The sequence below is a fragment of the Bacillus sp. FSL K6-1560 genome (assembly GCF_038592935.1).
Lineage (GTDB): Bacteria > Bacillota > Bacilli > Bacillales > Bacillaceae > Bacillus > Bacillus subtilis.
In genome coordinates this window covers 3,623,016-3,645,961 of the sequence record NZ_CP151946.1, presented here as the reverse complement: position 1 = coordinate 3,645,961, position 22,946 = coordinate 3,623,016, and the positions used below count along the sequence as shown (strand labels likewise).

The 22,946-nt window shown below is 39.4% G+C and carries 24 protein-coding genes; 10 read left to right on the top strand and 14 right to left on the bottom strand.

Features of this window, described 5'->3' with window-relative positions:
- Nucleotides 1-4: 4 nt before the first annotated feature.
- Nucleotides 5-334, bottom strand: coding sequence for a winged helix-turn-helix transcriptional regulator (locus NYE22_RS19390; protein WP_128740051.1), 330 nt, complete (start codon nucleotides 332-334; stop codon nucleotides 5-7).
- Between the two features lie 253 nt (nucleotides 335-587).
- Here NYE22_RS19390 and NYE22_RS19385 point away from each other — a divergent pair, with 253 nt between their 5' ends.
- From NYE22_RS19385 to NYE22_RS19365, 5 genes are all read left to right on the top strand, one after another.
- Nucleotides 588-1,460, top strand: a complete 873-nt coding sequence (locus NYE22_RS19385; protein WP_029317361.1) for a YitT family protein — start codon at nucleotides 588-590, stop codon at nucleotides 1,458-1,460.
- Between the two features lie 574 nt (nucleotides 1,461-2,034).
- Nucleotides 2,035-2,370: a metal-responsive transcriptional regulator AseR gene (gene aseR, locus NYE22_RS19380; RefSeq protein WP_021481666.1), complete on the top strand. Its 336-nt coding sequence runs from the start codon at nucleotides 2,035-2,037 to the stop codon at nucleotides 2,368-2,370.
- A gap of 12 nt (nucleotides 2,371-2,382) precedes the next feature.
- Nucleotides 2,383-3,690: an arsenic transporter gene (locus NYE22_RS19375; protein ID WP_120027821.1), complete on the top strand. Its 1,308-nt coding sequence runs from the start codon at nucleotides 2,383-2,385 to the stop codon at nucleotides 3,688-3,690.
- A 15-nt stretch (nucleotides 3,691-3,705) separates the two neighbouring features.
- Nucleotides 3,706-4,125: an arsenate reductase (thioredoxin) gene (gene arsC / locus NYE22_RS19370; RefSeq protein WP_041336952.1), complete on the top strand. Its 420-nt coding sequence runs from the start codon at nucleotides 3,706-3,708 to the stop codon at nucleotides 4,123-4,125.
- Nucleotides 4,126-4,308: 183 nt separating this feature from the next.
- Nucleotides 4,309-5,100, top strand: a complete 792-nt coding sequence (locus NYE22_RS19365) for a GNAT family N-acetyltransferase (RefSeq protein WP_120027822.1) — start codon at nucleotides 4,309-4,311, stop codon at nucleotides 5,098-5,100.
- Nucleotides 5,101-5,169: 69 nt separating this feature from the next.
- Here NYE22_RS19365 and NYE22_RS19360 read toward each other — a convergent pair whose 3' ends face one another.
- From NYE22_RS19360 to NYE22_RS19335, 6 genes are all read right to left on the bottom strand, one after another.
- Nucleotides 5,170-6,057: an LCP family protein gene (locus NYE22_RS19360; RefSeq protein WP_031315636.1), complete on the bottom strand. Its 888-nt coding sequence runs from the start codon at nucleotides 6,055-6,057 to the stop codon at nucleotides 5,170-5,172.
- Nucleotides 6,058-6,211: 154 nt separating this feature from the next.
- Nucleotides 6,212-7,039, bottom strand: coding sequence for a polysaccharide deacetylase family protein (locus tag NYE22_RS19355; RefSeq protein WP_031315635.1), 828 nt, complete (start codon nucleotides 7,037-7,039; stop codon nucleotides 6,212-6,214).
- Nucleotides 7,040-7,273: 234 nt separating this feature from the next.
- Nucleotides 7,274-8,413 (bottom strand): hypothetical protein, encoded by a 1,140-nt coding sequence (locus NYE22_RS19350; RefSeq protein WP_021481660.1) that lies wholly within the window; start codon nucleotides 8,411-8,413, stop codon nucleotides 7,274-7,276.
- The gene (locus tag NYE22_RS19345) at nucleotides 8,410-9,858 is read right to left on the bottom strand and encodes a HAMP domain-containing sensor histidine kinase (protein WP_032727142.1); all 1,449 of its coding nucleotides are present in this window, start codon (nucleotides 9,856-9,858) and stop codon (nucleotides 8,410-8,412) included. Before NYE22_RS19345 ends, NYE22_RS19350 begins: the two co-directional genes overlap by 4 nt.
- A gap of 3 nt (nucleotides 9,859-9,861) precedes the next feature.
- Nucleotides 9,862-10,563: a response regulator transcription factor gene (locus NYE22_RS19340; RefSeq protein WP_024572364.1), complete on the bottom strand. Its 702-nt coding sequence runs from the start codon at nucleotides 10,561-10,563 to the stop codon at nucleotides 9,862-9,864.
- Between the two features lie 280 nt (nucleotides 10,564-10,843).
- Entirely contained in the window at nucleotides 10,844-11,710 is an 867-nt protein-coding gene (locus NYE22_RS19335) for an EamA family transporter (protein ID WP_064671987.1), read from the bottom strand.
- A gap of 132 nt (nucleotides 11,711-11,842) precedes the next feature.
- Between NYE22_RS19335 and NYE22_RS19330 the strand changes: the two genes are divergently transcribed.
- The gene (locus tag NYE22_RS19330; protein ID WP_049140460.1) at nucleotides 11,843-13,291 is read left to right on the top strand and encodes a PLP-dependent aminotransferase family protein; all 1,449 of its coding nucleotides are present in this window, start codon (nucleotides 11,843-11,845) and stop codon (nucleotides 13,289-13,291) included.
- Between the two features lie 117 nt (nucleotides 13,292-13,408).
- On the opposite strand, the gene NYE22_RS19325 is transcribed toward NYE22_RS19330, so the two are convergent.
- On the bottom strand, nucleotides 13,409-14,032 hold the full coding sequence (locus NYE22_RS19325; RefSeq protein WP_342412071.1) for a flavin reductase family protein: 624 nt from the start codon (nucleotides 14,030-14,032) through the stop codon (nucleotides 13,409-13,411).
- Between the two features lie 89 nt (nucleotides 14,033-14,121).
- Between NYE22_RS19325 and NYE22_RS19320 the strand changes: the two genes are divergently transcribed.
- Nucleotides 14,122-14,802: a winged helix-turn-helix domain-containing protein gene (locus tag NYE22_RS19320; RefSeq protein ID WP_003244115.1), complete on the top strand. Its 681-nt coding sequence runs from the start codon at nucleotides 14,122-14,124 to the stop codon at nucleotides 14,800-14,802.
- A 79-nt stretch (nucleotides 14,803-14,881) separates the two neighbouring features.
- On the opposite strand, the gene NYE22_RS19315 is transcribed toward NYE22_RS19320, so the two are convergent.
- The 3 genes from NYE22_RS19315 to NYE22_RS19305 form a co-directional block, all read right to left on the bottom strand.
- Nucleotides 14,882-15,325, bottom strand: coding sequence for a carboxymuconolactone decarboxylase family protein (locus NYE22_RS19315; protein ID WP_342412070.1), 444 nt, complete (start codon nucleotides 15,323-15,325; stop codon nucleotides 14,882-14,884).
- An 85-nt stretch (nucleotides 15,326-15,410) separates the two neighbouring features.
- Complete coding sequence (locus NYE22_RS19310; RefSeq protein WP_010886421.1) at nucleotides 15,411-15,590, bottom strand: hypothetical protein; 180 nt, start codon at nucleotides 15,588-15,590, stop codon at nucleotides 15,411-15,413.
- A complete protein-coding gene (locus tag NYE22_RS19305) occupies nucleotides 15,587-15,730 on the bottom strand; it encodes a hypothetical protein (protein ID WP_014478971.1) in 144 nt (47 codons plus the stop codon). Before NYE22_RS19305 ends, NYE22_RS19310 begins: the two co-directional genes overlap by 4 nt.
- 267 nt (nucleotides 15,731-15,997) lie before the next feature.
- On the opposite strand from NYE22_RS19305, the gene ydfH reads away from it, so the two are divergent.
- The 3 genes from ydfH to NYE22_RS19290 all read left to right on the top strand — a co-directional run bounded on the left by ydfH (nucleotide 15,998) and on the right by NYE22_RS19290 (nucleotide 20,145).
- Nucleotides 15,998-17,221, top strand: coding sequence for a two-component system sensor histidine kinase YdfH (gene ydfH / locus NYE22_RS19300; RefSeq protein ID WP_342412069.1), 1,224 nt, complete (start codon nucleotides 15,998-16,000; stop codon nucleotides 17,219-17,221).
- Entirely contained in the window at nucleotides 17,214-17,855 is a 642-nt protein-coding gene (ydfI, locus tag NYE22_RS19295; RefSeq protein ID WP_163117783.1) for a two-component system response regulator YdfI, read from the top strand. The genes ydfH and ydfI overlap by 8 nt, the downstream gene beginning before the upstream one ends.
- A gap of 115 nt (nucleotides 17,856-17,970) precedes the next feature.
- The gene (locus tag NYE22_RS19290) at nucleotides 17,971-20,145 is read left to right on the top strand and encodes an MMPL family transporter (RefSeq protein WP_342412068.1); all 2,175 of its coding nucleotides are present in this window, start codon (nucleotides 17,971-17,973) and stop codon (nucleotides 20,143-20,145) included.
- 57 nt (nucleotides 20,146-20,202) lie between these two features.
- Here NYE22_RS19290 and NYE22_RS19285 read toward each other — a convergent pair whose 3' ends face one another.
- The 3 genes from NYE22_RS19285 to mneP form a co-directional block, all read right to left on the bottom strand.
- Entirely contained in the window at nucleotides 20,203-20,892 is a 690-nt protein-coding gene (locus NYE22_RS19285) for a DUF554 domain-containing protein (protein ID WP_015252719.1), read from the bottom strand.
- 89 nt (nucleotides 20,893-20,981) lie between these two features.
- Nucleotides 20,982-21,794: a MerR family transcriptional regulator gene (locus tag NYE22_RS19280; RefSeq protein WP_342412067.1), complete on the bottom strand. Its 813-nt coding sequence runs from the start codon at nucleotides 21,792-21,794 to the stop codon at nucleotides 20,982-20,984.
- Nucleotides 21,795-21,907: 113 nt separating this feature from the next.
- On the bottom strand, nucleotides 21,908-22,801 hold the full coding sequence (gene mneP / locus NYE22_RS19275) for a manganese transporter MneP (RefSeq protein WP_014478979.1): 894 nt from the start codon (nucleotides 22,799-22,801) through the stop codon (nucleotides 21,908-21,910).
- Nucleotides 22,802-22,946: the final 145 nt, after the last annotated feature.

Genomic DNA, 22,946 nt, shown 5'->3' with positions numbered 1-22,946 from the left:
AGCTTTACATATGAGGCATTCCTTGTGCCATTCCCCATTTACACATTTCATCTATGAGGGGGTACAAAGATCGCCCTCTGTCAGATAACGAATACTCTACTTTCAGTGGGGTTTGAGAAACCTCATACCGATGAATAAGGCCGTCAGTTTGCAATTCCTTAAGCTGTGCGCTTAACATTTTATGGGTGATGAAGGGCATAGCCCTTTTCAGCTCGCCGTATCTCATCGTTTTTTCACACCCTAACTCATAGAGAATTCTCATTTTCCATTTGCCCCCTATAAGAGACAAGGTGTATTCAAATGGGGCTTGTTTACTGCGGCACAGGCTATCCATGTAATCGAACCTCCTTTTTAAGGTATCATATCAGAATAATTCAGGATTTTCGGTGTTGAAGTTTGAGGGCGATTCACGATCTGAAGTGAAAGGGGCCGCTTGCTCAACAGGCGGCACGGTACATGAATGTTCTAAGTCAAAGAGGGTTACCTTACTGTTAATTACTTTATTTAAAAAAACGCATGTTTTTAGCTGAAAATATCTATTATGGTATATTTAAATATAACGAAATATTTGAGAAATGAGGAATGGTATGAATACAACCAAAAAACATAAGAAATTTAAAGCGAAAATGATTCTCCAAATCATCATGGTTATCATTGGAGGAATCATTGCGGCATATGGACTAGAAACAGTGCTCATTCCAAACAGTGTATCTGATGGAGGGGTGACGGGTCTTAGCATCGTTGGTTCACAGCTATTCAACTTGCCGCTGGGGATTTTGATTGCTGTGATTAACATTCCATTTGTCTGGTTAGGATATAAGCAAATAGGGAAAAGCTTTGCATTATTATCAATTATCGGAATCGTATCGCTTGCCGCGGGGACAAGCTTTTTCCACCACACACCCGCAATCATAGAAGGAGATACCCTGTTAATTACCGTTGTCGGCGGGATTATCCTTGGATTTGGAATGGGGCTGGCGCTGCGTAATGGCGGCGCATTAGATGGTATTGACATGCTTGCTGTGCTGCTATCCCGAAAACTGCCCTTCGGAACGAGCGATCTCATTCTATTCTTAAACCTATTTGTGTTTATTTTTGTTTCCACAGTATTTGGCTTACAAGGGGCATTGCTTTCAGTCATTGCTTACTACATTGCATCCAAAGTGATTCATGTTGTGGAGGAAGGCTTAAGCGGCTCTAAAACCTTTCAAATTATTACAACCCAACCTGAATTAATGGTAGAGACAATACGTGATCAATTAGGCCGAAGCGCCACATATAAAGAAGCTTACGGGGGTTTTTCCCACGAGAAATTTAAAGAAATCACATGTGTCATCAACCGTTTAGAAGAAACCAAACTAAAGGAAATTATTAATGATATTGATAAATCCGCCTTTGTCACCGTATATGACGTAGCTGAAGTGAAGGGCAGCAATTTTAGAAATCTTAATCATCACTAAAAAATAGAATGACCTTTTTAACCGTAACTGACATGCCGCGGGTAATTTAATCAAAAACACTTTTTTGAGGCTTGTGGGTGAATAACCGGTGAAGGTCTCAATCATAAATACCAAGGGTATCAAAACCCTTGGTATTTTTTGTATTTTGCTGATTGCTTATTGTATTATGCTTTCCTGTCCGATATCCATTTCAGTTACTGATTTGGGAATGAAATGCTTTGTCCGCCATAAGTGTTGTCCTGGCCATCCTTCCTGCCAAAAACCAAAAGCAAACACAAGCTATATTGCCGTACTCGGTTCAATGTACAATGGGTAAAGGAAAATAAAGAGATTGATATTAATTGAATCAAACATATTTGATGTTCCAAATATAAGGGATTGTTTATATAAATAAAAGTTTATATAATGACGGTGGCGCTAAGGTAACGCGGGGAGCTACTCAGGTTTTCGTTTCGAAGTTTTGATCCTTAAGATATACGGAGCGCTACATATGGAAACGTAAAGGGGAATGTAGAATCATTTGGCGTGTATATAATGATTTGCTTATATATTGATTTGGGAAGGAGGAGCTCATATGACGATTGATGTTGCGGCGATGACTCGTTGTTTGAAAACACTTAGTGATCAAACTAGGCTTATAATGATGAGATTATTTCTTGAAAAAGAATATTGTGTCTGTCAATTGGTTGATATGTTCGAAATGAGCCAGCCCGCCATAAGCCAGCATTTGCGGAAATTAAGAAACGCAGGTTTTGTGAATGAGGAAAGAAGAGGCCAATGGCGTTATTATTCAATAAATGGTTCCTGTCCTGAGTTTGATACATTGCAATTGATCTTACATCAAATCGATCAGGAGGATGAATTGTTAAACCATATCAAACAAAAGAAAACTCAAGCGTGTTGCCAGTAAGGAGGCATTAGAATGACATCAATGATTTTGGCAGTATTCATCTTTTTATTAACTCTAGTATTGGTCATATGGCAGCCGAAAAATTTATCTATAGGGTGGTCAGCCTGTGGAGGCGCAGTTTTAGCTCTAATAGCAGGTGTTGTCAATTTTCATGATGTGTTAACTGTGACAGGGATTGTTTGGAATGCGACCTTGGCTTTTGTGGCCATCATACTGATATCGTTAATTCTTGATAATATCGGTTTCTTTGAATGGGCAGCGCTTCATATGGCTAAGGCTGCAAAAGGAAACGGTGTGCGGATGTTCGTTTATGTATCTCTATTAGGAGCTATTGTCGCCGCGTTATTTGCAAATGACGGTGCAGCTCTTATATTGACACCAATCGTATTAGCGATGGTCAGAGCATTACATTTTAATGAAAAATTAGTTTTTCCTTTTATCATTGCCAGCGGATTTATTGCGGATACCACTTCGCTTCCTTTAGTAGTGAGCAATTTGGTCAACATTGTTTCAGCGGACTATTTTCATATTACGTTTATTGATTATGCATCCAGAATGGTTGTCCCGTACTTGTTTTCGCTGCTGGCGAGCATCATTGTACTTTACCTTTTCTTTAGAAAAAGTATACCAAAACGCTATGATCTGACTGAGGTTAAAAAACCTGTTGAAGCAATTAAAGATCAAAACATGTTCAGACTGTCATGGTATATCTTAGGGCTGCTGTTAATTGGATATTTTGCAAGTGAATTTTTTTCTATCCCTGTATCAGTGGTAGCGGGTAGCATTGCGATCATTTTCTTAATCGCTGCGCAAAAGAGTCCGGCCGTCCATACAAAGAAAGTGGTGAAAGAAGCGCCATGGGCTATCGTATTCTTTTCAATTGGCATGTACGTTGTTGTGTATGGTGTCCGAAATGCCGGATTAACGGATATCCTTTCAGATGTGATTCAAGCCGCAGCTGATCAAGGATTGTTTGCTGGGACAATTGGAATGGGCTTTATTGCGGCGATTCTTTCTTCCGTTATGAATAACTTGCCGACTGTTATGATTGACGCATTGGCTATTGCCGGTACAGATACACATGGGATGATGAGAGAAGCGCTTATTTATGCAAATGTGATCGGTTCAGATTTAGGGCCTAAAATAACGCCGATTGGTTCCTTGGCGACATTATTATGGCTTCATGTCCTTTCGCAAAAAGGTTTGAAGATTTCCTGGGGCACGTATTTTAAAACAGGAATTATCCTCACGATACCCACTTTATTGATCACACTTGCCGGCCTGTATATTTGGCTGCTTGTGATCCATTCATGTTTCTAAAAGGAGAAGGTCAATATGTCAAAGAAAACAATTTACTTTTTATGCACTGGTAACTCTTGCCGCAGCCAAATGGCTGAAGGGTGGGGGAGAAAATATCTTGGGGACAAGTGGAATGTGTATAGCGCTGGAATCGAGGCTCATGGATTAAACCCTAATGCTGTCAAAGCAATGAAAGAAGCGGGGATTGATATTTCCAATCAAACTTCAGATATCATTGATCCGGACATTTTAAACAATGCTGATTTCGTTGTTACTCTCTGTGGTGATGCAGCTGACAAATGCCCAATGACGCCGCCGCATGTAAAACGTGAGCATTGGGGATTTGATGATCCGGCAAAAGCACAAGGTACTGACGAAGAAAAATGGGCATTTTTCCAAAGGGTCCGTGATGAAATTGGTGACCGTTTAAAACAGTTTGCTGTAACTGGGGAATAAAGAATCGATATACTCAGCATTGGGTTTATATAAAGCAATGTGCTGTTCAACAGGTGTCTGCGGGCTGAGTGCAGACACCTGTTTTTATTTGTCTGAGATTCGTAACAGGGAAGTTATTTGCTGGTGACAGAGGAAAATTGATTTTGTGAACAGAATCAAGAAGAAGACGGTGTTTTAAAGGAGTTGTCTGTTTTGCAGGAATTAACAAAAGAAAAGTATAGTAGCTTAAAAACAATGTTTGATGACAAATATTGTCCCACATTTGTCTATTCAATATTAGATCAAACCATTCCGGGAGCTGTTTATGCAGATGATCAAACCTTTCCTAAATCGTTTTTTATAGGAGCTGAATCAGGCATTTATTTTATTGCGGGAGACCAAGGGAATCGGGATTTTCATGATTTCATTGCAGGATATTATGAAGAACAAGTGAAATCATCAAAACGATTTACCTTGTTTTCTTCCAGTGATACATGGGATAGCGTACTGAAACCCATACTGAAAGATGACTTAAACCAAATGAGAAGAGCTGCATTTTCTTATCAACCAAAATCTTTCAAAAAGACTTTGCAACTGCCAAAGGGGCTTGTATTGAAAAGAATAGACGAAGACATCATTTCACACAGCACAGCGTTTAACAGCGCGTATTATGAGGAGTATTGGGATTCTGTCTCACAGTTTGCTTCAAAAGGTTTTGGATTTGCCGTATTACATGGCAATCATGTAGTAAGTGAGTGTACTTCTATATTTTTAGGGCATAATCGAGCGGAAATGGATATCTATACACTTGAAGAATATAGAGGACTGGGGTTAGCTTATTGCGTAGCAAATAGGTTTATAGCGTTTTGTATGGAAAATGGGATTGTTCCTAGCTGGGATTGTGATATCTGCAACAATTCGTCCATTGCATTAGCAGCTAAACTAGGGTTTAAGAAAATAATCGAATACTCTCTTTTTTATTCCGGGAAATCATAAAAAAGAGAAGAGGTAAGAACTCTTCTCTTTACATGAGTAAGCGGTTGGTGAATACCGGTTTTTATTTTATTAAGAATCTAGATTTAATTGCTGGCGAAGTTTCTTCGATAAGTCCTTTCTCGTTTTATCAGTTACAACATGATACCATAAGTGATCTATCTTTTTATCCTCACCTTTTATTTCGATCTGTTTGACATGTTGAACGGCTTCTTTATAAGAGCGTTGAATATCAATCATTTTATCAAGTGTTAAGTTTGTTTGTATATTTTTTTCTAAGGCAGCCAAAATTCCTTGATAGTTTTTTAATGATTTTAATTGTGCTCCTTCGTGAATAATTTGGTTAATGATTTCTCGCTGCCGCTTCTGCCGCCCAAAATCACCGCGAGGATCTTCTTTTCTCATCCGTGCGTATTTAAGGGCAACCTTTCCATCCAGGTGCTGTTCCCCTTTTGGTATATGCACCCCTTCAAGGGTAAAAGGGAAATCATTATTCACTGTGATTCCGCCAATCTCATCTACAATATCTTTAAACCCTTCCATATTGACTTTGATATAATAATTGATTGGAATGTTTAAAAATTGTTCAACGGTTTGAACGGCACCTTCAATACCCTCGTAAGTATATGCTGCGTTCATTTTAATATTGGTATTCTTTGATCGCATAAATACTCTGGTATCACGCGGTATACTTACCATCGTCGATGTTTTCGTCTCTGGATTTAAAGTCAGTACGATCATCGAATCAGGTCGTCCTTTATCACCGGGGCGCTCATCTACTCCCAGCAAAAGAATCGATATAGGATCATGTCCAAGACTAGCATCTTGTTGCTTAGAATCTCTTTGCAGAGGTTCATACATATGGTTGACCGATTTTGCTACGTTTCGGTAAATGCTATAGCAGGTCAGGCCTCCAATGGTTAACAAGAGGGCTAGAACAAACAATAAAATACTCTGCATTTTCAGTTTCCTTCTCCCAATTTTCACTATCAAATTCCTTCCTGATCAAGTTGAATATTTATATGTTGTACTGGTTCTTAACGGTTCTCTAATAAATAATTCTTTTATCTTCGTGATATTTTGTAGTTCATAAAAGATACTTTAAATTTATACTTCAATTGAATCTGAATTGTACCGGTTTGATTGAATCATGAATTGCTTTCATTTCGTATCCGCTTTCCCGGAAATATTTTAATAATTGTTCCAAATACGCCGCGGTAGTCGGCTTTTCATGCATTAATACAATAAGCGGCTCTTTTCCTTCAAGGGTTTTGACTTGCTGAATGACACTCTTAACAAACTCTCCATGAGTGTACTTCCAGTCCTCTGAGTCAACTGTCCAATCCCACAGGTTAAAATGATCACGCTCCACAACATCTCTAAAAGGGCCAGTAATGTAAGGCTTTGACCCGTAAGGTGCTCTTATTAAATGCGTGTTGACTTTGGTTGTTTCTTTAATGTAGTCCAATGTATCGTTCATTTCTGCAGCAAAGCTTTCAGGGGATTTATAGATTTCGGAAACCTGGTGCGTCACGCCGTGAGACCCAACAGAATGACCGTTTTCCGCCATTTTTCTCACAATATTAGGATTTCGCTCGATATTTGGTTTTAACATAAAAAACGTTCCCTTTGCATTGTATTTATGAAGCAAATCCATAATTTTCTCTGAAGCAGCAGGGTTTGGTCCGTCATCAAATGTTAAATAAACGACCTTCCCGATTTCAGCAGGTTTTTTTTGTTCTTTTTTCTGTGCTGAATTTTTGTGTGTTTCTATATGCGCCTGCTCAGAAGCGTTTGTACTTTCTTTTATTGGTTCCTGCTTTGGGCCGGCAAGTGCCTTCCAGGAAATGCATAGTAACGTTACACCTAGAATAATCAATATCCCAAAACCTATTTTTCCTATTTGATTCAACTTACGATCCCTTCTTGGTGAATTTGACACTTTTTCCAACTCCTCAATTGTAGATATCAAAACTAGTTTTCTCGCGAACGAGTCACATAAATTAGAAGGACCAATGGAGACAAAGCCCGGTAAAAATGATGCTCTTTTAATATAGATGAGAGTTATCGCAGAAGTTTGATCAACTTGTAAACAAAATGTCAACAAATGAAGGAATCATTGTTATGTAATATCTTGCAGGTATAAGAAAAAACCTTATTTCAATAGAAATAAGGTTTACTTGAAGGATATGATATAAGAGCGATCGTCAAAAAATCGGGCTGATGAGTTTTCCATAGAAATATACCGGTTTTGTTCATAAACGAGCAGGTTGCTGCCATCTGGACTCCAATATATTTCTGATGGGCTGGTGCCGTGGTATATAGGTTCTGCGTAGAGGACATTTTTCCCTTGCAGCTTTCCTGCATAAGTATTGTCCTTGTCATATAAAGAGTAAGCGATCTTCTTTCGATCATTAGATATGGTAAAAACAGCTACATTTTCGAGCAGAACAGAGAGCTCACTGTTTCTGAGGTCGTATTCGTATAAGGTTTCTCCGATACCTAAAAATACAAATTGGTCATTGTTTAACCAAACAGGTTCACCATAGGGGCTAATCTGCCGCTTATTTTGAATAGTGATGCTGTCACCGCTGATGGTCCCCGTCATAATGCGATATTGTTGCCCTTGTAACATGGTTAGCAGCAAACTACGTCCATCATCTGAAATGGAAACTGCCGTAAGCGAATCCTTTTCATCAACATTCTTCAATGGATACGTTTTGAGGGTTCCGGAATCTATGTTGAATACATTGACCGCAGTCTGGTCACTTTTTGCCGTGTCAATGACAAGATAACAAATGTATTTGCTATTATTTGACCATGAAATATCCTGTACAAAGGCATCCTTGCTAGAAGAAAAGCTGGCTACTTCCTTTTTGTTTCTGTTCGTCAGTGATATTAGATTTAGTGTTATCTTATTTGATGACATCGTTAATCCGGCGATACTTTTCCCGTCGGGAGACAACTTAAGGTTGGAAGTATTGCGGTCAATGCTCTGCAGAGTTTCAGGTTTTTCAAAAGGATAGGAGACATTCTGAAGATGCTGCGCTTTACCTTCCGTTGTGTCATTTCCTTTGAAAAAACCAACTACAGAGTTTGATGAAGACCAGCCAAGCAACTGGTCAGCTTGAGGGAGGCGATATATCTTCTTCACCTGAAAGGAGTCCGACTTCTGATCGTCATCAATCTGGCTCTCTTCCTTGTTTGGAATGATAATGGTTTCAGATCGCTTGCCCATATTATAGCTGGATACAAAAATCAAGGAAATCAATAATATCCCTGACAATATAATAAACCGTTTGTTCTTCATGATCATTTCTCAACCTTCATGTAAGCTAGTTCAATAGTGATGATTGTATGGTTTTCTTCGTAGAACATCTTGATTGTTCCTCCATGTTTTTCGACAATTGTTTTAACTATGCTTAACCCCAACCCTAAACTTCCTTCTTCCGTCACCTTTTGGTTTATTGAATAAAAAGGCTGAAACACTTTTGTGTATTGGTTGTCGTCATATGGATCACTTGGATTTTTGAACATAAAAAGAACCTGATCTCCCGTAACTTTAGCCTGAATCATGATTTCAGAATGAGATAAACTGTATTTGATCGCATTGTCCAAAAGATTAATAAAGAGTTGGCGCACTCTATTCTTTTGACCATACACATAGAGACTGTCTTCTATCTCATAGGTGATCTTCTTTTTATATCGTTCTGCACGAAATTTCATAGATTCGCATACATCTTTCAAAATCGTTCCTGCATCAATCCTATCGAATTGTTCTTTAGAGGTTTCTCTAGATACCTCAAGAAGTTTTATAACCAAATTGTGCAGACGCCGGCTTTCTTCAACAATATGATTCATTCCTTTATCAAAAAACGCCTGATCTGATTCCCCTTTTTGTTTTATGATTTCAGCATAGCCTTGAATAGAAGTCAGAGGTGTTTTCAGTTCATGGGTCATATTGTCAAAAAAACGTTTTTCCTGTTCATTAAGTTCCTTTAACCTGTCCCGATCTTTTTCGATAGTTGAAATTTGATCCCTAATTCTGGTGATCATATCATTGAAATTAACCGTAAGCTGGCCAATTTCATCTTTTCTAGAAAAATGGATATCCACATCCAGCTTTCCCTTTTTGACTTCTGAGGTGGCCTCTGTCAGCTTGACGATTGGAATCGTGATGTGTCTGGAGAGTATATAAGAGAAAAGAAACGCCGCCACAAATATCGCAAGAGCGATATAAAAAATAATATTTAAAATCTCTCCGCTTTGTTTGTAAAGCAAATTAAAATCTTTAGAAAAACGCAATATGCCAACTTTTGCACCATCAATGACAACTGGATAAGAAAAAAACACCTGTGCTTGATTTCGATCATAGGTGATATGATAAGCATTTTTTCCGTTAATTGCTTTTGCTAGGTCCTCGTCAATGCCTTGCGAAAACACTGTTTTATTAGAAGAAGACAACAAAGTGCCATCTACGGTATAAACGCCTACATTGCTTCCTGTTGAATGAGTTAAACTATCCACTATTTCATCAGCCATATCGCCGAAGTATAGTTCATTGTTTTTATAATGATTGATTAAAAATGCTTGATTGATATACATGATGCTGTTTTTTTTTAAGTCTATTAAATCTGAGGTGACAATTTTTTCATTGCTTGACCAAATGACGCTTTTGACCGTTTGATTGAGCACTAGGAAAGAGAGAGAAAAAATCAGAAAAAAACCAATAATAAATTTACCCTTGATCGTCCGTAACACTCTCTACTCCTCCTGTTTCTCGAATTTATATCCAATGCCAAACACTGTTTTAATGAGGTCGCTTGCATCCAGTTTTTTACGGAGTCTTTGGATATGAGTATCTACCGTACGTGTATCCCCGGCAAAATCGTAGCCCCAAACGAATTCCAACAGCTCTGAACGTGTAAAGATTTTTCCACGATGGTCAATCAATGTCTTAAGCAGATCAAATTCTTTAGGAGTCAAATCAACAATGATCCCATCTTTTTTTACTATTCTTTCGTCTGGGATCATCACAATATTTTTTAATTGAATGTGATCCTCATTAGACGATCCTCGATCATTCACGTGGTTAGCTTGTTCAAGACGCCTGAGTATTGTACGAATTCTGGCGATAACTTCACGCAAGTCAAATGGCTTTGTAATATAATCGTCAGCCCCAAATTCCAACCCAAGGACTTTATCAGTGATATCTGACTTTGCGGTGATCATAAGTATAGGGATATTATAGCGTTGGGTCACTTTTTTACAGATATCCAATCCGCTGCAATCTGGCAGCATCCAATCAAGCAGCAGAAGATCGGGTTTGAATTGGTCTAGCTGTTTCATCCCTAAAGCTCCGTTAGATTCAGTACACGTTTGAAAACCTTCCTGCGTAAGCCCGTATGAAAGCAGATCTGCTATTGCTTCATCATCTTCAATAATAAGTATTTTCGTTTTATCCATTATTTCATTCATTCCCTGTTTCATGATTAAATTGAATATATCTATCTTAGAGTCTGCAATATCACTCATTATAGCATCCTTTTTAATAGCGGTTATTCAGAACTTCAGATCAAACTATAATTGGATATATTTTCACCATCGTCAACAAAATCGGGGGAATTGAGCTATCGTTGGATTAGAGGACTATGGTAAACAATTTTAATTGATAAATGAGCTTATTAAAAAGAGATGCGGGTATCTTCTTTATTTATGTATAAGAGCGTTTCCATATCGTTTGATTTTATTGGGGTGTTAAATAGGTAAAACATACCCCGCCAACTGTAACCACTCCGCCTAGCAGAGAGATCAATGTGGGTATCTCGCCGATCCAGATCCAAGATATGATCAAGGCTAAAGCCGGTGTAACATAAAGTGAAAGGGTTGCTTCTGAAGCACCGACGAGTGAAGTGACATATGCTAGTGCGAAGTAAGGAATAACCGTCGGCAATAATCCTAAGTAAACGATAGACAAAGTTGCGCTTATTGAAGCGTTCATCATCTCTTCGCCTAAGCCTGGCAGAAACACAAGCATAGGTATTGTTCCGCCCCAAATGGTGAATGTAACGAATGGAATAAAACCATATTTTTTTATATAGCGGGCTTGAAAAACGAAATAAATACTCTCCGAAAATGCTGCCAGCAGGATGACCAAGATACCGCTCATTGAATATGTAAAGTCTCCCGCCCCAAATGCAATCAATAATACACCCAATAAACTGATCATAGAGCCAAGCCATTTCGTAAATCCAAAATGCTCTTTATAAAACAGGCGGGATAGCATGGCTGAGAAGATCGGTGCCGTAGTAACGAGTAAGCTTGCAACTCCGGCACTAACTGTTTTTTCACCGATGTTCAGCAAAATGTGATAGAGTGCAAATCCTAAAAACCCTAAAAGAAAAATGGCAGGAATGTCTTTCAAGTCGGGTAGGCGCATCTGAGTCAAAACAGCAAAAAGCAATAATGCCATAGAGCCGATTAACAAACGAAATAAAGCAAGGTGTTCTGGTGTGTACCCTTCTAGTCCTGCGCGAATTCCCGGAAAAGCAGATGCCCATAAACAGATCATCAGACTGTTTGAGGTTATCAATTGAACTGTTTTCTTTTGCATATTTCCCACTCCTCTTTACAAAAACCAACCAGTTATTTAATGTGTTTTTATATTAATAAAGATTTGGTGATATGGCTTCAACCAGTTAAACGGATTTTGACCCAACCAATTTATTTTAAGGAGACCGATTCTATGAGCTTTCCAGAAGAAAAAAAGATGAAAAAGCTCCCTAAGTACAGACAAATCGTTCATTTTATTAAAGAGAAAATAGGAAATGGCGAGTGGCCGATTGGAAGCAAGATTCCAAGCCAGCGCACGCTTGCAAAAGATTTTCAGGTAAACCGGAGCACAGTGATTACAGCCTTAGAGGAATTGATGGCCGATGGGCTAATAGAAGGCACAATGGGGAAAGGCACAGTTGTTATCAACAACACATGGACACTGATGGCTAAGAATTCTGCTCCCGATTGGGATCAATATGTCACCTCTGGCATTCAGATGCCAAGCCGAAAAATCGTTCAAGAGATCAATCAATCAGAATCAAATACAGACCTTATACAGCTCAGTAAAGGTGAACTTTCAGCTGAGATTTTTCCTTTGGCTGTTATGAAAGAGATGATGGGGAGGGTATCTCATCACATGGAGGCATTCGGTTATGAAGAGCCAAAAGGTTACTTACCTTTGAGGGAGGCATTAAGCAACTATTTAAAAACCATTGGAATCAACGTCTCATCTTCTTCCATTCTGATTGTCTCAGGAGCGTTGCAAGCCTTGCAGCTGATATCAATGGGGCTGTTACAAAGAGGATCAACCGTTTATCTTGATCAGCCCTCCTACCTTTATTCATTACACGTATTTCAATCAGCTGGTATGAAGCTGACTGGACTTCCTATGGATAATGAAGGACTTTTGCCTGAAAATGTTCATTTAACAAGAGGAGAGCGGGGAAGGGCTATCTTATATACAAATCCATGTTTTCACAATCCGACTGGTATTCTTATGTCTAAAAAGCGGCGTGAAGAGATCCTGGCAGTAAGTGAGAATACACAGCTTCCTATTATTGAAGATGACATTTATCGTGAGTTATGGATCGATGAAATTCCGCCATATCCTATTAAAACAATTGATAAAAATGGACACGTACTGTACATAGGAAGTTTATCGAAAACATTAAGCCCAGGTTTGAGGATTGGATGGATCGTCGGGCCGGAACCGGTGATTGAACGTTTATCTGACATTAAAATGCAAACAGATTACGGATCCAGTTCGCTATCCCAGAGAGTAGCGGCAGAGTGGTTTACTTCCGGCCACTACCAGCAGCATGTAGAAAAGGTTAGGCAGCAATTAAAGGTGAGAAGAGAATTGGCCTTGAGTGTTATAGAAACTCATTTGAAAGATGTGGCGACATGGAATATCCCAAAAGGAGGGTTTTTTGTCTGGATAAAAATATTGCCTTCCATATCAATGAAATTACTTTATACTAAAGCCTTATCAAAAGGGATTCTGCTCAATCTCGGCAGTATCTATGCTCAGGAAAAAGGGAATTATATTCGCTTATCATATGCTTATGCATCTCTTGAAGACCTTCAAAAGGGGATTTATGAGTTGGGTTTAATGATAAAAGAATTGGCAAGCAGGTAACTTTTATATCCTTAAATGGATGTTTCACTAAAAAAGAGATCAAGCCTAATGATCGCTTGATCTGATAATAACAAGGGTTACTAGAATAGACCAAATCATGGTTCGGTCTTAAAATGATCATGTCTCTGAACGAAAAGTCTTTCCGACTTCTCTTCCTAAACCAAAGTAGTGTCTGAAATTATAGATAAGCGGGCTCCATTTGGAAGGGTTGATATGGTTTTCGTCCAGAATGATACTTTCCTCGGCATGAAAATGTAGTGCCTGCGTCTCTACAATTGCGAATGACAATTCATATTCTGGAAGCCGAATGTGTTTCACTTCGGCTTCGATTTGGATAGGGCATTCTTTAATTCGTGTTGGTGATACTGTTTTTGATTGTAAAGGCGTTAACCCTGCTGCCTCGTATTTTTCTTTTTTATATGTAAATCCGAGCTGCTTCTTTAAAGGCGGTATACTCTTTTTTCCGCTATAAGATGAAATTCTTTCAATGTTTTCCCATAATTCCGGGCCAGGCAAGTTTATGACACACTCTTTGTGTCTTTCCAAATTGTCGATGGCTTTTCCTCCCAGTCCTACTCCAAGGATTATATAATGTCCAAGAGCCCAAGAAGAAGACATAGGACTAATATTAGTGGTTCCATCCTCATTCAATGTGGTTAGAAGAAATGTCGAGGTACCATAATACATGATCTTGGGTTTGATTTCCTTAAATCGACGAGTGTCTTGTTTTTTGATGTCCAACGTTTTTTCCTCCTTGTCACGCTTACATTTATATTGTAAAGGATTAACATTTCAACTATCATCGAAATATGAATGTAAGGAGGAAAATCATGAATCCTAATATTGCAAAAATCTCTTCGTTGCTATCAGATCCCTCGCGTTCTTCCATTCTTCTCAGTCTGATGGATGGAAGGATACACCCTGCGGGAGAGCTTGCATATCTCGCTAACATTAAACCTCAAACCGCAAGTTTTCACCTGAATAAATTGCTTGAAGCAAAGCTGATTAGCGTAGAGAAGCATGGAAGACATCGGTATTACAGATTGGCTGACTCAGATGCTGCAAATGTGATCGAACAATTGCTTCATATTGCGCCTAAAGCAAAAGTCAAATCTTTAAAAGAGTCAAAAGAGAAAAAGGACTTGCATTTCGCCCGTACCTGTTATGATCATTTGGCAGGTTATGTGGGCGTGCAAATGGCACATTCATTAGTTGAGCAGGGGATGTTAAAAAAAGTTGATTTAAACTTTGAGGTGACTTCAGAGGGTGCTTTATTCTTTTCGAAGTTAGGCATCAATGAAGAGCAACAACGGAATAAGAGGAGAGCCTTTGCCCGCTGCTGTTTGGATTGGAGTGAACGGCAGCATCATATTGCAGGAGCATTAGGAAACGCCCTATTGGTGCGCATGTTAGAAGAAGAATGGATCGTTCGTATGCCTAAAACGAGAGCGATTAGGATTACACAAAGCGGGAAAATCGCGTTTGAAAAGCACCTAAACGTGAAGATTTAGGACTTTGAAGCGGAAACACCAGATGATGAGGCACGATATCTAGGAGGAGTAAGATTTGTTCTAATCTTACTCCTTCTTCTTATTTTGAAGCAGCTCGATTCCCCATTGCAATAGAGATGCGGTTCCAACTGTTTATTTGATTAATGATGAGAACAAGGTCAACATATTGTTTTTCATCATAATGTTCCCGCACCCGATGATATAGCTCATCAGGAACCCTTTTAGATGGAATGAGCGTGATGTGTTCAGATAGTTCGAGAGCCACTTTCTCTTCAGGTGAGTAAAAATCACATTCATTCCAAGCATGTAAACAGTAAATTCGCTGTTCAGTTTCTCCCATTTTGCGGGCATCGGACGTATGCATATCTATGCAGAAGGCACAGCCGTTCATTTGAGAGACTCTGATTTTGATTAGTTCTCTCGTCGTTCGGTTAATTGAGGATTGTTTCGTGTATTTCTCCATATCCATCATGATTTTCATACCTTCAGGTGCAATCTCATAGTAGGACACTCTTTGACTCATAAGGCAAGACTCCTTTCCATAGAATACCTAGATTGTATACCGGTATTGATCATTTTACCAATGTGCGGTTTGAATGACAGCTGTTTCACCGTCTTTTGGAAAGAAGTTTCTTTGAATAAAAATAAGGGTAGCCAGCAATGATGAGTGGAGCTGCTAATGCAAGCAGTATCCATGAGCCTGATTGGCTGTCTCTAGTGACTCTAATGAATATATAAGTACCGATCAGAAAATATAATAAAGCACCTAGAAACCAATACATGTTCAATCCTCTTTTTCCTTGCTTTTTGGTTGCGCATTTTTGTCTGTCATATGGCTTAATCGATCAGGGTTCTGATTTTTTAATACCTTCTCAGTCCGGATTCCTTTTCTCTTTAATGATAAAATTGTGAGATCAATCGATTTCAATGATGATCATTCCTTCAATGAATAGTAAGTTCCTTATGATTTTAAAGGTAAATTTGAAAAGATAAAACGTACATAGAGGCAGAACGTTCATGTACGTTTGGGCAATGATCACTTATTGGAAACTCTAATGTTTCCCTGCACCTGATATTGTTGTGTTCCTTCTCTTCCTATAAAATGATTGGATACATGTATGTTTGCACGTTGAAATATGGGTTCGATTTTCATGAATCTCTATTCGGTGAAACAGGTAAAGGAAGTGGATAAGGTTTGCTTATAAGGAATCCTTTCAAAGATAAATATTACTCACATGATAGGCGGGCATTAAACATGCTTGCACTCAGAGTGCCGGGCCTGGCTTTTATTCTCATGATCTATATAGCCTCTATCGTGCTGCAATTTGTTTCTGGGGGCTGGTCCATTTTATTGCTTTATGCGTTTACCATATTAATCGCCATTTTTGCTTTGCTTCATTGGCACTCATATCGCTGGGTTAAGAAAAGAGTGATTCTGTATTTCGCGGTACAAGGTTTGATCACCTTTGCACTTGCTAATCTCATGACTGGCTTCTTTATACTTGTGATTATCGGCCTTTATGCATTTTTAATTGGACAAATTATAGGAATGGCAGACAGAAGAAGGACGATTCCCATTCTTTATCTATTGCTGCTGCTGGTCATAAATTCGGCGTTTCACCTTCATAAAGGTGAAGTTTTGCATTTTATTGTTATTGCTGCGCCGATCATGATTGTCATCATCACTTATGCTGCAACATTTTTTGCCCAAGTCGATGAAAAAATAAAAGCTCAATTGACTCTTGAAAGGCTGGAGCTGGCTCATCAGCAGGTAGAACAGCTGACGCTGCAGAACGAAAGACAGCGGATGGCCCGAGACTTACACGATACGCTTGCTCAAGGTCTTGTCAGTTTAAATATGCAGCTGGATGCGATTCATGTTCATCTCGCCAAAGGCAACACAGAGAGAGCGAAGGAAATCATACAACAATCGATGAAAAGAGTGAAAAGCACATTAGCTGATGCACGTTCAGCTATTGACGATCTCCGCAGCAAATCAGAAGAAATCGGTGTTTTAAAAGAAAGAATTACCTCGCTAATGGATCATTTTATAGAGTCGACAGGCATGGCTTGTTTATTAGATTACAGATTGCACCTGGTGCTGGATGTGCGTACAGCTGAAAACTGTTATTACATCATTGGAGAATGCATGACGAATGCGGCAAAGCATGCTGAGGCGAAAACAATCTGGATATCCATTTGGGATGATGAAAAGGGAAGGCTCCATTTAACAGTTAAGGATAACGGCAAGGGATTTGATGTTGAAAAAGGAAAGAAAAAGAGAGGACATTATGGGCTTCTTGGCATACAAGAACGCGTCAGGGCAATAAATGGCCAATTCAATATCAAGAGTACAAAATTGAAAGGAACACAAATTGAGATCACTGTACCAATTCAGGGAGAGATGCAAGATGAATAAGGTTTTAATCGTTGATGACCATCTTGTCGTGAGGGAAGGTCTGAAGCTTTTAATTGAAACGAATGATCAATACACCATTATAGGAGAGGCGGAAAATGGAAAAGTCGCAGTCCGTCTTGCAGATGAATTAGAACCGGATATCATTCTGATGGATTTGTATATGCCGGAGATGAGCGGGTTAGAGGCCATTAAACAAATAAAAGAAAAACACGATACCCCCATCATTATTTTGACTACATATAATGAAGATCACTTAATGATCGAAGGGATTGAATTAGGAGCGAAAGGATATCTGTTAAAGGATACGAGTTCAGAAACCCTTTTTCAAACAATGGATGCAGCGATCAGAGGAAATGTGCTGTTGCAGCCTGATATCCTTAAACGTCTGCAAGAAATCCAATTTGAGCGGATGAAAAAGCAGCGCAGTGAGACGCAGCTGACAGAAAAGGAAGTCATTGTTCTAAAAGCAATTGCTAAAGGTCTTAAAAGCAAAGCGATTGCCTTTGATTTGGGCGTCTCTGAGCGAACAGTAAAGTCCAGATTAACGTCCATTTACAATAAATTAGGCGCGAATTCAAGAACTGAGGCAGTAACGATTGCCATGCAAAAAGGTATTCTGACAATAGACAACTAAACTGCATATTTGAAAATTGCCCAAACGTACATGCCCGAATGTACGTTTTTTTCATTTCATTGTCAACTACAATGAGAAAGAATGTGATCAAGCAATGTGTTGAAAGGAGATTATCATGTCTAGAATGTTATATAAATTAGGAGGATGGGTTGCTCGCCATCGCATAAAAGTAATAGGTGCGTGGATCGTTGTGTTAGTTGTTTCGATAGGGCTAGCCATCACGTTAAAACCAAGTTTTTCTGAGGATATGTCCATACCTGACACACCTTCGGAAAAAGCGATGGGTGTGATTCAGAAAGAATTTCCTCACGGTCCTGATAAAGGGAGCATACGGGTTATTTTCGGTGCTGGTGATGGGGAGAAACTTACTGGGAAGCCAGCAAAAAAAGCAATAGAAGATACGCTCAAAGAAATCAGTAAAGATGATTCTGTTGACTCGATTGCAAGTCCTTTTGTGACAGGGACAATCGCGAAAGATGGCACAGTTGCCTATGCTGATATCAAGTATAAATCATCAGCAGATGATATAAAGGATTACTCTATCAAACACTTAAAAGACAGTTTGAAAATGGCTGATGATGAAGGATTGCAAACTGAGCTAAGCGGAGATGTACCGGGAGCCGAGATGGAGATAGGCGGTGTCTCTGAAATTGTCGGCATTATCTTGGCCTTTGTCGTTTTAGCTATTACATTCGGTTCTTTATTAATAGCAGGATTGCCGATTTTAACTGCGCTGCTTGGTTTAGGTGTAAGCATTGGACTGGTTTTGATTGGGACACAAGTATTCGATATTGCTTCCGTCAGTCTTTCATTAGCCGGAATGATTGGTCTTGCTGTTGGTATTGATTATGCTTTATTTATTTTTATGAAACACCGCCAGTTTTTAGGCGAAGGCATACAAAAGAATGAATCAATTGCGAGAGCCGTGGGAACAGCGGGAAGCGCAGTCGTTTTTGCCGGACTTACTGTTATCGTTGCACTTTGCGGATTAACTGTCGTTAACATTCCTTTTATGTCTGCGATGGGGCTGACAGCAGGGCTTAGTGTACTGATGGCTGTTTTGGCTTCCATCACACTTGTGCCTGCGGTCTTATCGATTGCAGGGAAGCGGATGATTCCGAAATCAAACAAGAAAATAGAAAAACAAAGCACTGAAACAAATGTCTGGGGACGCTTTGTCACCAAAAATCCTATCATGCTAAGTGTATGCAGCATTCTGATTTTGATCGTCATTAGTATCCCATCTATGCATTTGGAACTGGGCTTGCCTGATGCTGGGATGAAAGCTAAGGATAATCCGGATCGCCGGGCATATGACTTGCTTGCCGAAGGCTTTGGAGAAGGATTTAATGGCCAATTAACAATCGTAGCGGATGCCACAAATGCTACAGAAAATAAGGCGGAGGCTTTCGCAGATGCAGTGAAAGAAATAAAGGGCTTAGACCATGTAGCAAGTGTCACCCCTGCAATGCCTAATAAAGAAGGGAACTTTGCTATCATTACTGTCGTTCCGGAAACAGGTCCAAATGATGTCACAACGAAAGATTTGGTACACGATGTACGCAGTTTGCCAGATAAAAACGGAGTAGATTTGCTTGTTACTGGATCGACTGCAGTGAATATTGACATTTCAGATCGATTGAATGATGCGATACCGGTGTTTGCTGTACTTATTGTTGGCTTTGCGTTTGTATTGCTGACCATCGTTTTCCGTTCGCTGCTTGTGCCGCTTGTTGCTGTTGCAGGTTTCATGTTGACGATGACAGCCACTCTTGGAATCTGTGTATTTGTCTTGCAAGACGGGAATCTCATCGACTTTTTCAAAATACCTGAAAGAGGGCCGATACTCGCGTTCCTGCCGATTTTATCGATTGGGATTCTGTTCGGGTTAGCCATGGATTATCAAGTATTCCTTGTCAGCAGAATGCGTGAAGAATATGTAAAAACAAAGAATCCAGTACAAGCCATTCAGGCTGGATTAAAACACAGTGGTCCTGTTGTTACAGCAGCCGGCTTGATTATGATCTTCGTTTTTGCAGGATTTATCTTTGCCGGCGAAGCTTCTATTAAAGCCAACGGATTAGCACTTTCCTTTGGTGTGCTCTTTGATGCCTTTATTGTAAGAATGACACTGATTCCAAGTGTCATGAAGCTGATGGGGAATGCAGCCTGGTATTTGCCGAAATGGTTAGACAAGATGATTCCGAACGTGGATATAGAAGGGCATCAACTGACAAAGGAAATACAGCCGGAAATAGATCATGAACAAAAGAAACAAATCAGTGTGTAATAGAAAAAGCAGATCTTTAATGATCTGCTTTTTTGTTAAATAGTTAAAGTAATAGCATTAAAACCGCAATCCAAATGCATGAATCACAAAAATCACAACAGGAGGGATCAAGAGGGAAGGCAGCAAATTCAATGTTTTGAACTTCTTGATTCCAAGAATGCTTAGACCTGAACTGAGGATGAGTATGCCTCCCACAATTGTGATTTCATTAATAAGGTCTGTATTGATTGCGCTCTCCATTACTTTAGCAAATAAATAGATGGAGCCCTGCCAGGCAAATAATACAATGGCTGCAGCCGCTATTCCAAAACCAAAAGTTGAAGCGAGCACAATGGAGGTGATCCCATCTAACATCCCGTTTGTCAGGAGGTATGTATAATCTCCATGCAAAGCGGCTTCAACAGGGCCCAATATTGACAGCGAACCTATACAAAATAATAAGACCGCAGTAGATAAGCCCTCTGCTAAATTGCTTTTAGAAAATTTGTTCACCAGCTTGTTGAATCGTAATTCTAAATTGATGATCTGGCCTAGCAAACCTCCAATGGCTAAACTCACGATGAATAGAATGGGATATTTACTATCAGGCAAATGCTGTGTAATGGCGTTGATCCCCAGCGCGACTGCAGCGAATCCCATTGCCTGCATCAAAATATCCTGGTATTCATCTTTAATGCCTTTTTTGAATATCCCCCCGATTATGCTTCCTGCAATGATCATCACTGTGTTAAAAATCGTTCCAAACATAAGCTTTCTCCTCCAAAAATCATTCCTGCATAAAAAATAAACCCTCTAGTTAGTAGAGAGTCAAGGGAGATCAAAACCTATTCATGAGGTTATTTGATGGGCAGCAGGATTTCAGTCACGTAATTATCTAGGTTATTCGTAATGCCATAATCAATGAGTGTGATTTCGATTGAATCCCCTGCTACCTCATAATGATGTTCTTCCATATACGCCAGTAATGTTTTGTAGTATGGTTCGGCTTCTGGATGTGACCCTTTAAACCTAATTTGCAGATATTCTCTTGAAGGAAAGATGATTTCTGAAGAAGTTTTTTCATTTTCATCTTCTAGAATCATAAATATACTGGAATATTTGTCAAACTGTTTTGCCCTCACATTTGCTGCAGAAATGGATAAACCGATCTTGCCTATGAATATATCTTCGTTTACATTCAGGTGGGTTCTCAATTCAGCTAACGAATGTTCGATATCATGGCCGAGAACATATTCATGCTGCAAGTAAGCCACACGCATTGCGGGAAGTTTGATTTTTGAAATTTGATGTAACGGCATGTTAACGGCATCTTCTATATGCGTGATGCGCCGGGAGATCTTTCGTTCAATGCGTTCCAATTCTTTCTTTTTGCGATCAATTTCAGCCTGCTGGCTTTTTAGTAAATGAAGAAGAGTGTTTGTATTTTGAGAGTTATAAAAATCAAGAAGCTTATTGATTGGCAGGCCTAGGGCCCTCAAATACTTGATGGTATCCAGCCGCTCAAACTGTTGGGTAGAATAATATCTATAGTTCGTTTGCTCATCTTTATATTCCGGTTTCAAAAGGCCGATGTCATCATAATACCGAAGAGCAGAGATTTTCACATTGAATAACTTTGACACTTCTCCAATCGAAAAAAATTCCTTCATTCTAACAACCTTTCTGTCCCTATGATTGATATACATCCACATTATATAGTACGGCGAGTACTAAAGGTAAAGTTTGCAGCATAAAGAAAAAACTCCTTCTAAAAAGGAGCTTTTCATTCTTCGAAATAAGGATTTACATGGATAAGCACTTCTTCTACATCTGAAAACTGTCTTTTGATTTCATTTCGAATTTCGCGGGCGATGTCGTGTCCCTGCTTAATTGTCAAATCATGATCCAAAGATAAACGGACATCAAGCAATTTATAGTGGCCATGTTCTCGCGCGCGGATTCTATCAATTCGTTTTACTTGATCACATTGAAAAATAACAGCTTTATATTCCTCTATCAGCTCGGGGTCAACACTCTTTTCCATGAGCACATCAACAGACGGCCTGATTAATTCCATTGAAATCTTAAAAATGAGGTAAGCAACGATTGCACTGGCAATGGCATCGGCGTACAACAGATAGGGCCATCCGCGGGTGTTTCCGATGATAGCCAACAGGACGCCGATAAAAGCGGCAAGAGAGGCAACGATATCGCCTTTGTGATCGTACGCAATCGCTATAATCGCTTTGCTGTTCCATTTTTCCCCTTGCTTTATAGAATAACGATATAAGATTTCCTTAGCCACGTACGAAATCAGAGCCGCAAACAATGCGCTGTATTGGGGAACGCTTGGCCCTTTAACAAAGGACAGAATCGCTTCTATGAGGATATAAACGGATACGATCACTAAGATAATTCCTACAATCGCCTCACTAATGACTTCAGCTTTTCCGTGACCAAAAGGATGGTCTTGATCGGGCGGTTTATTGGAAATGCCGATCACTGCCAAGACTGCAATCGAAGCAACGACATCTGCCGCGGAATGTATTCCGTCTGCAAACACGGCTTCACTATCGCCTACCAGCCCAAAAAAGACCTTTCCTGCCATTAAGATCAGATTGGCGATCAATGCAATCAAAGCAACTTTTCTGCTTATTTGTTCTCTTTCACTTGCCATTTTTTCCTCCTATAAAACTGCACAAAAAAATAGGAGTGCTCTATATACGCTCTCCGTATCCTTTCCTGTGTAATCACTTTGCTTATCATACCAATTCAATTTCGAGTGGGTCTATAGCAACGTTGTTTCCTGTTTACTAATAAAT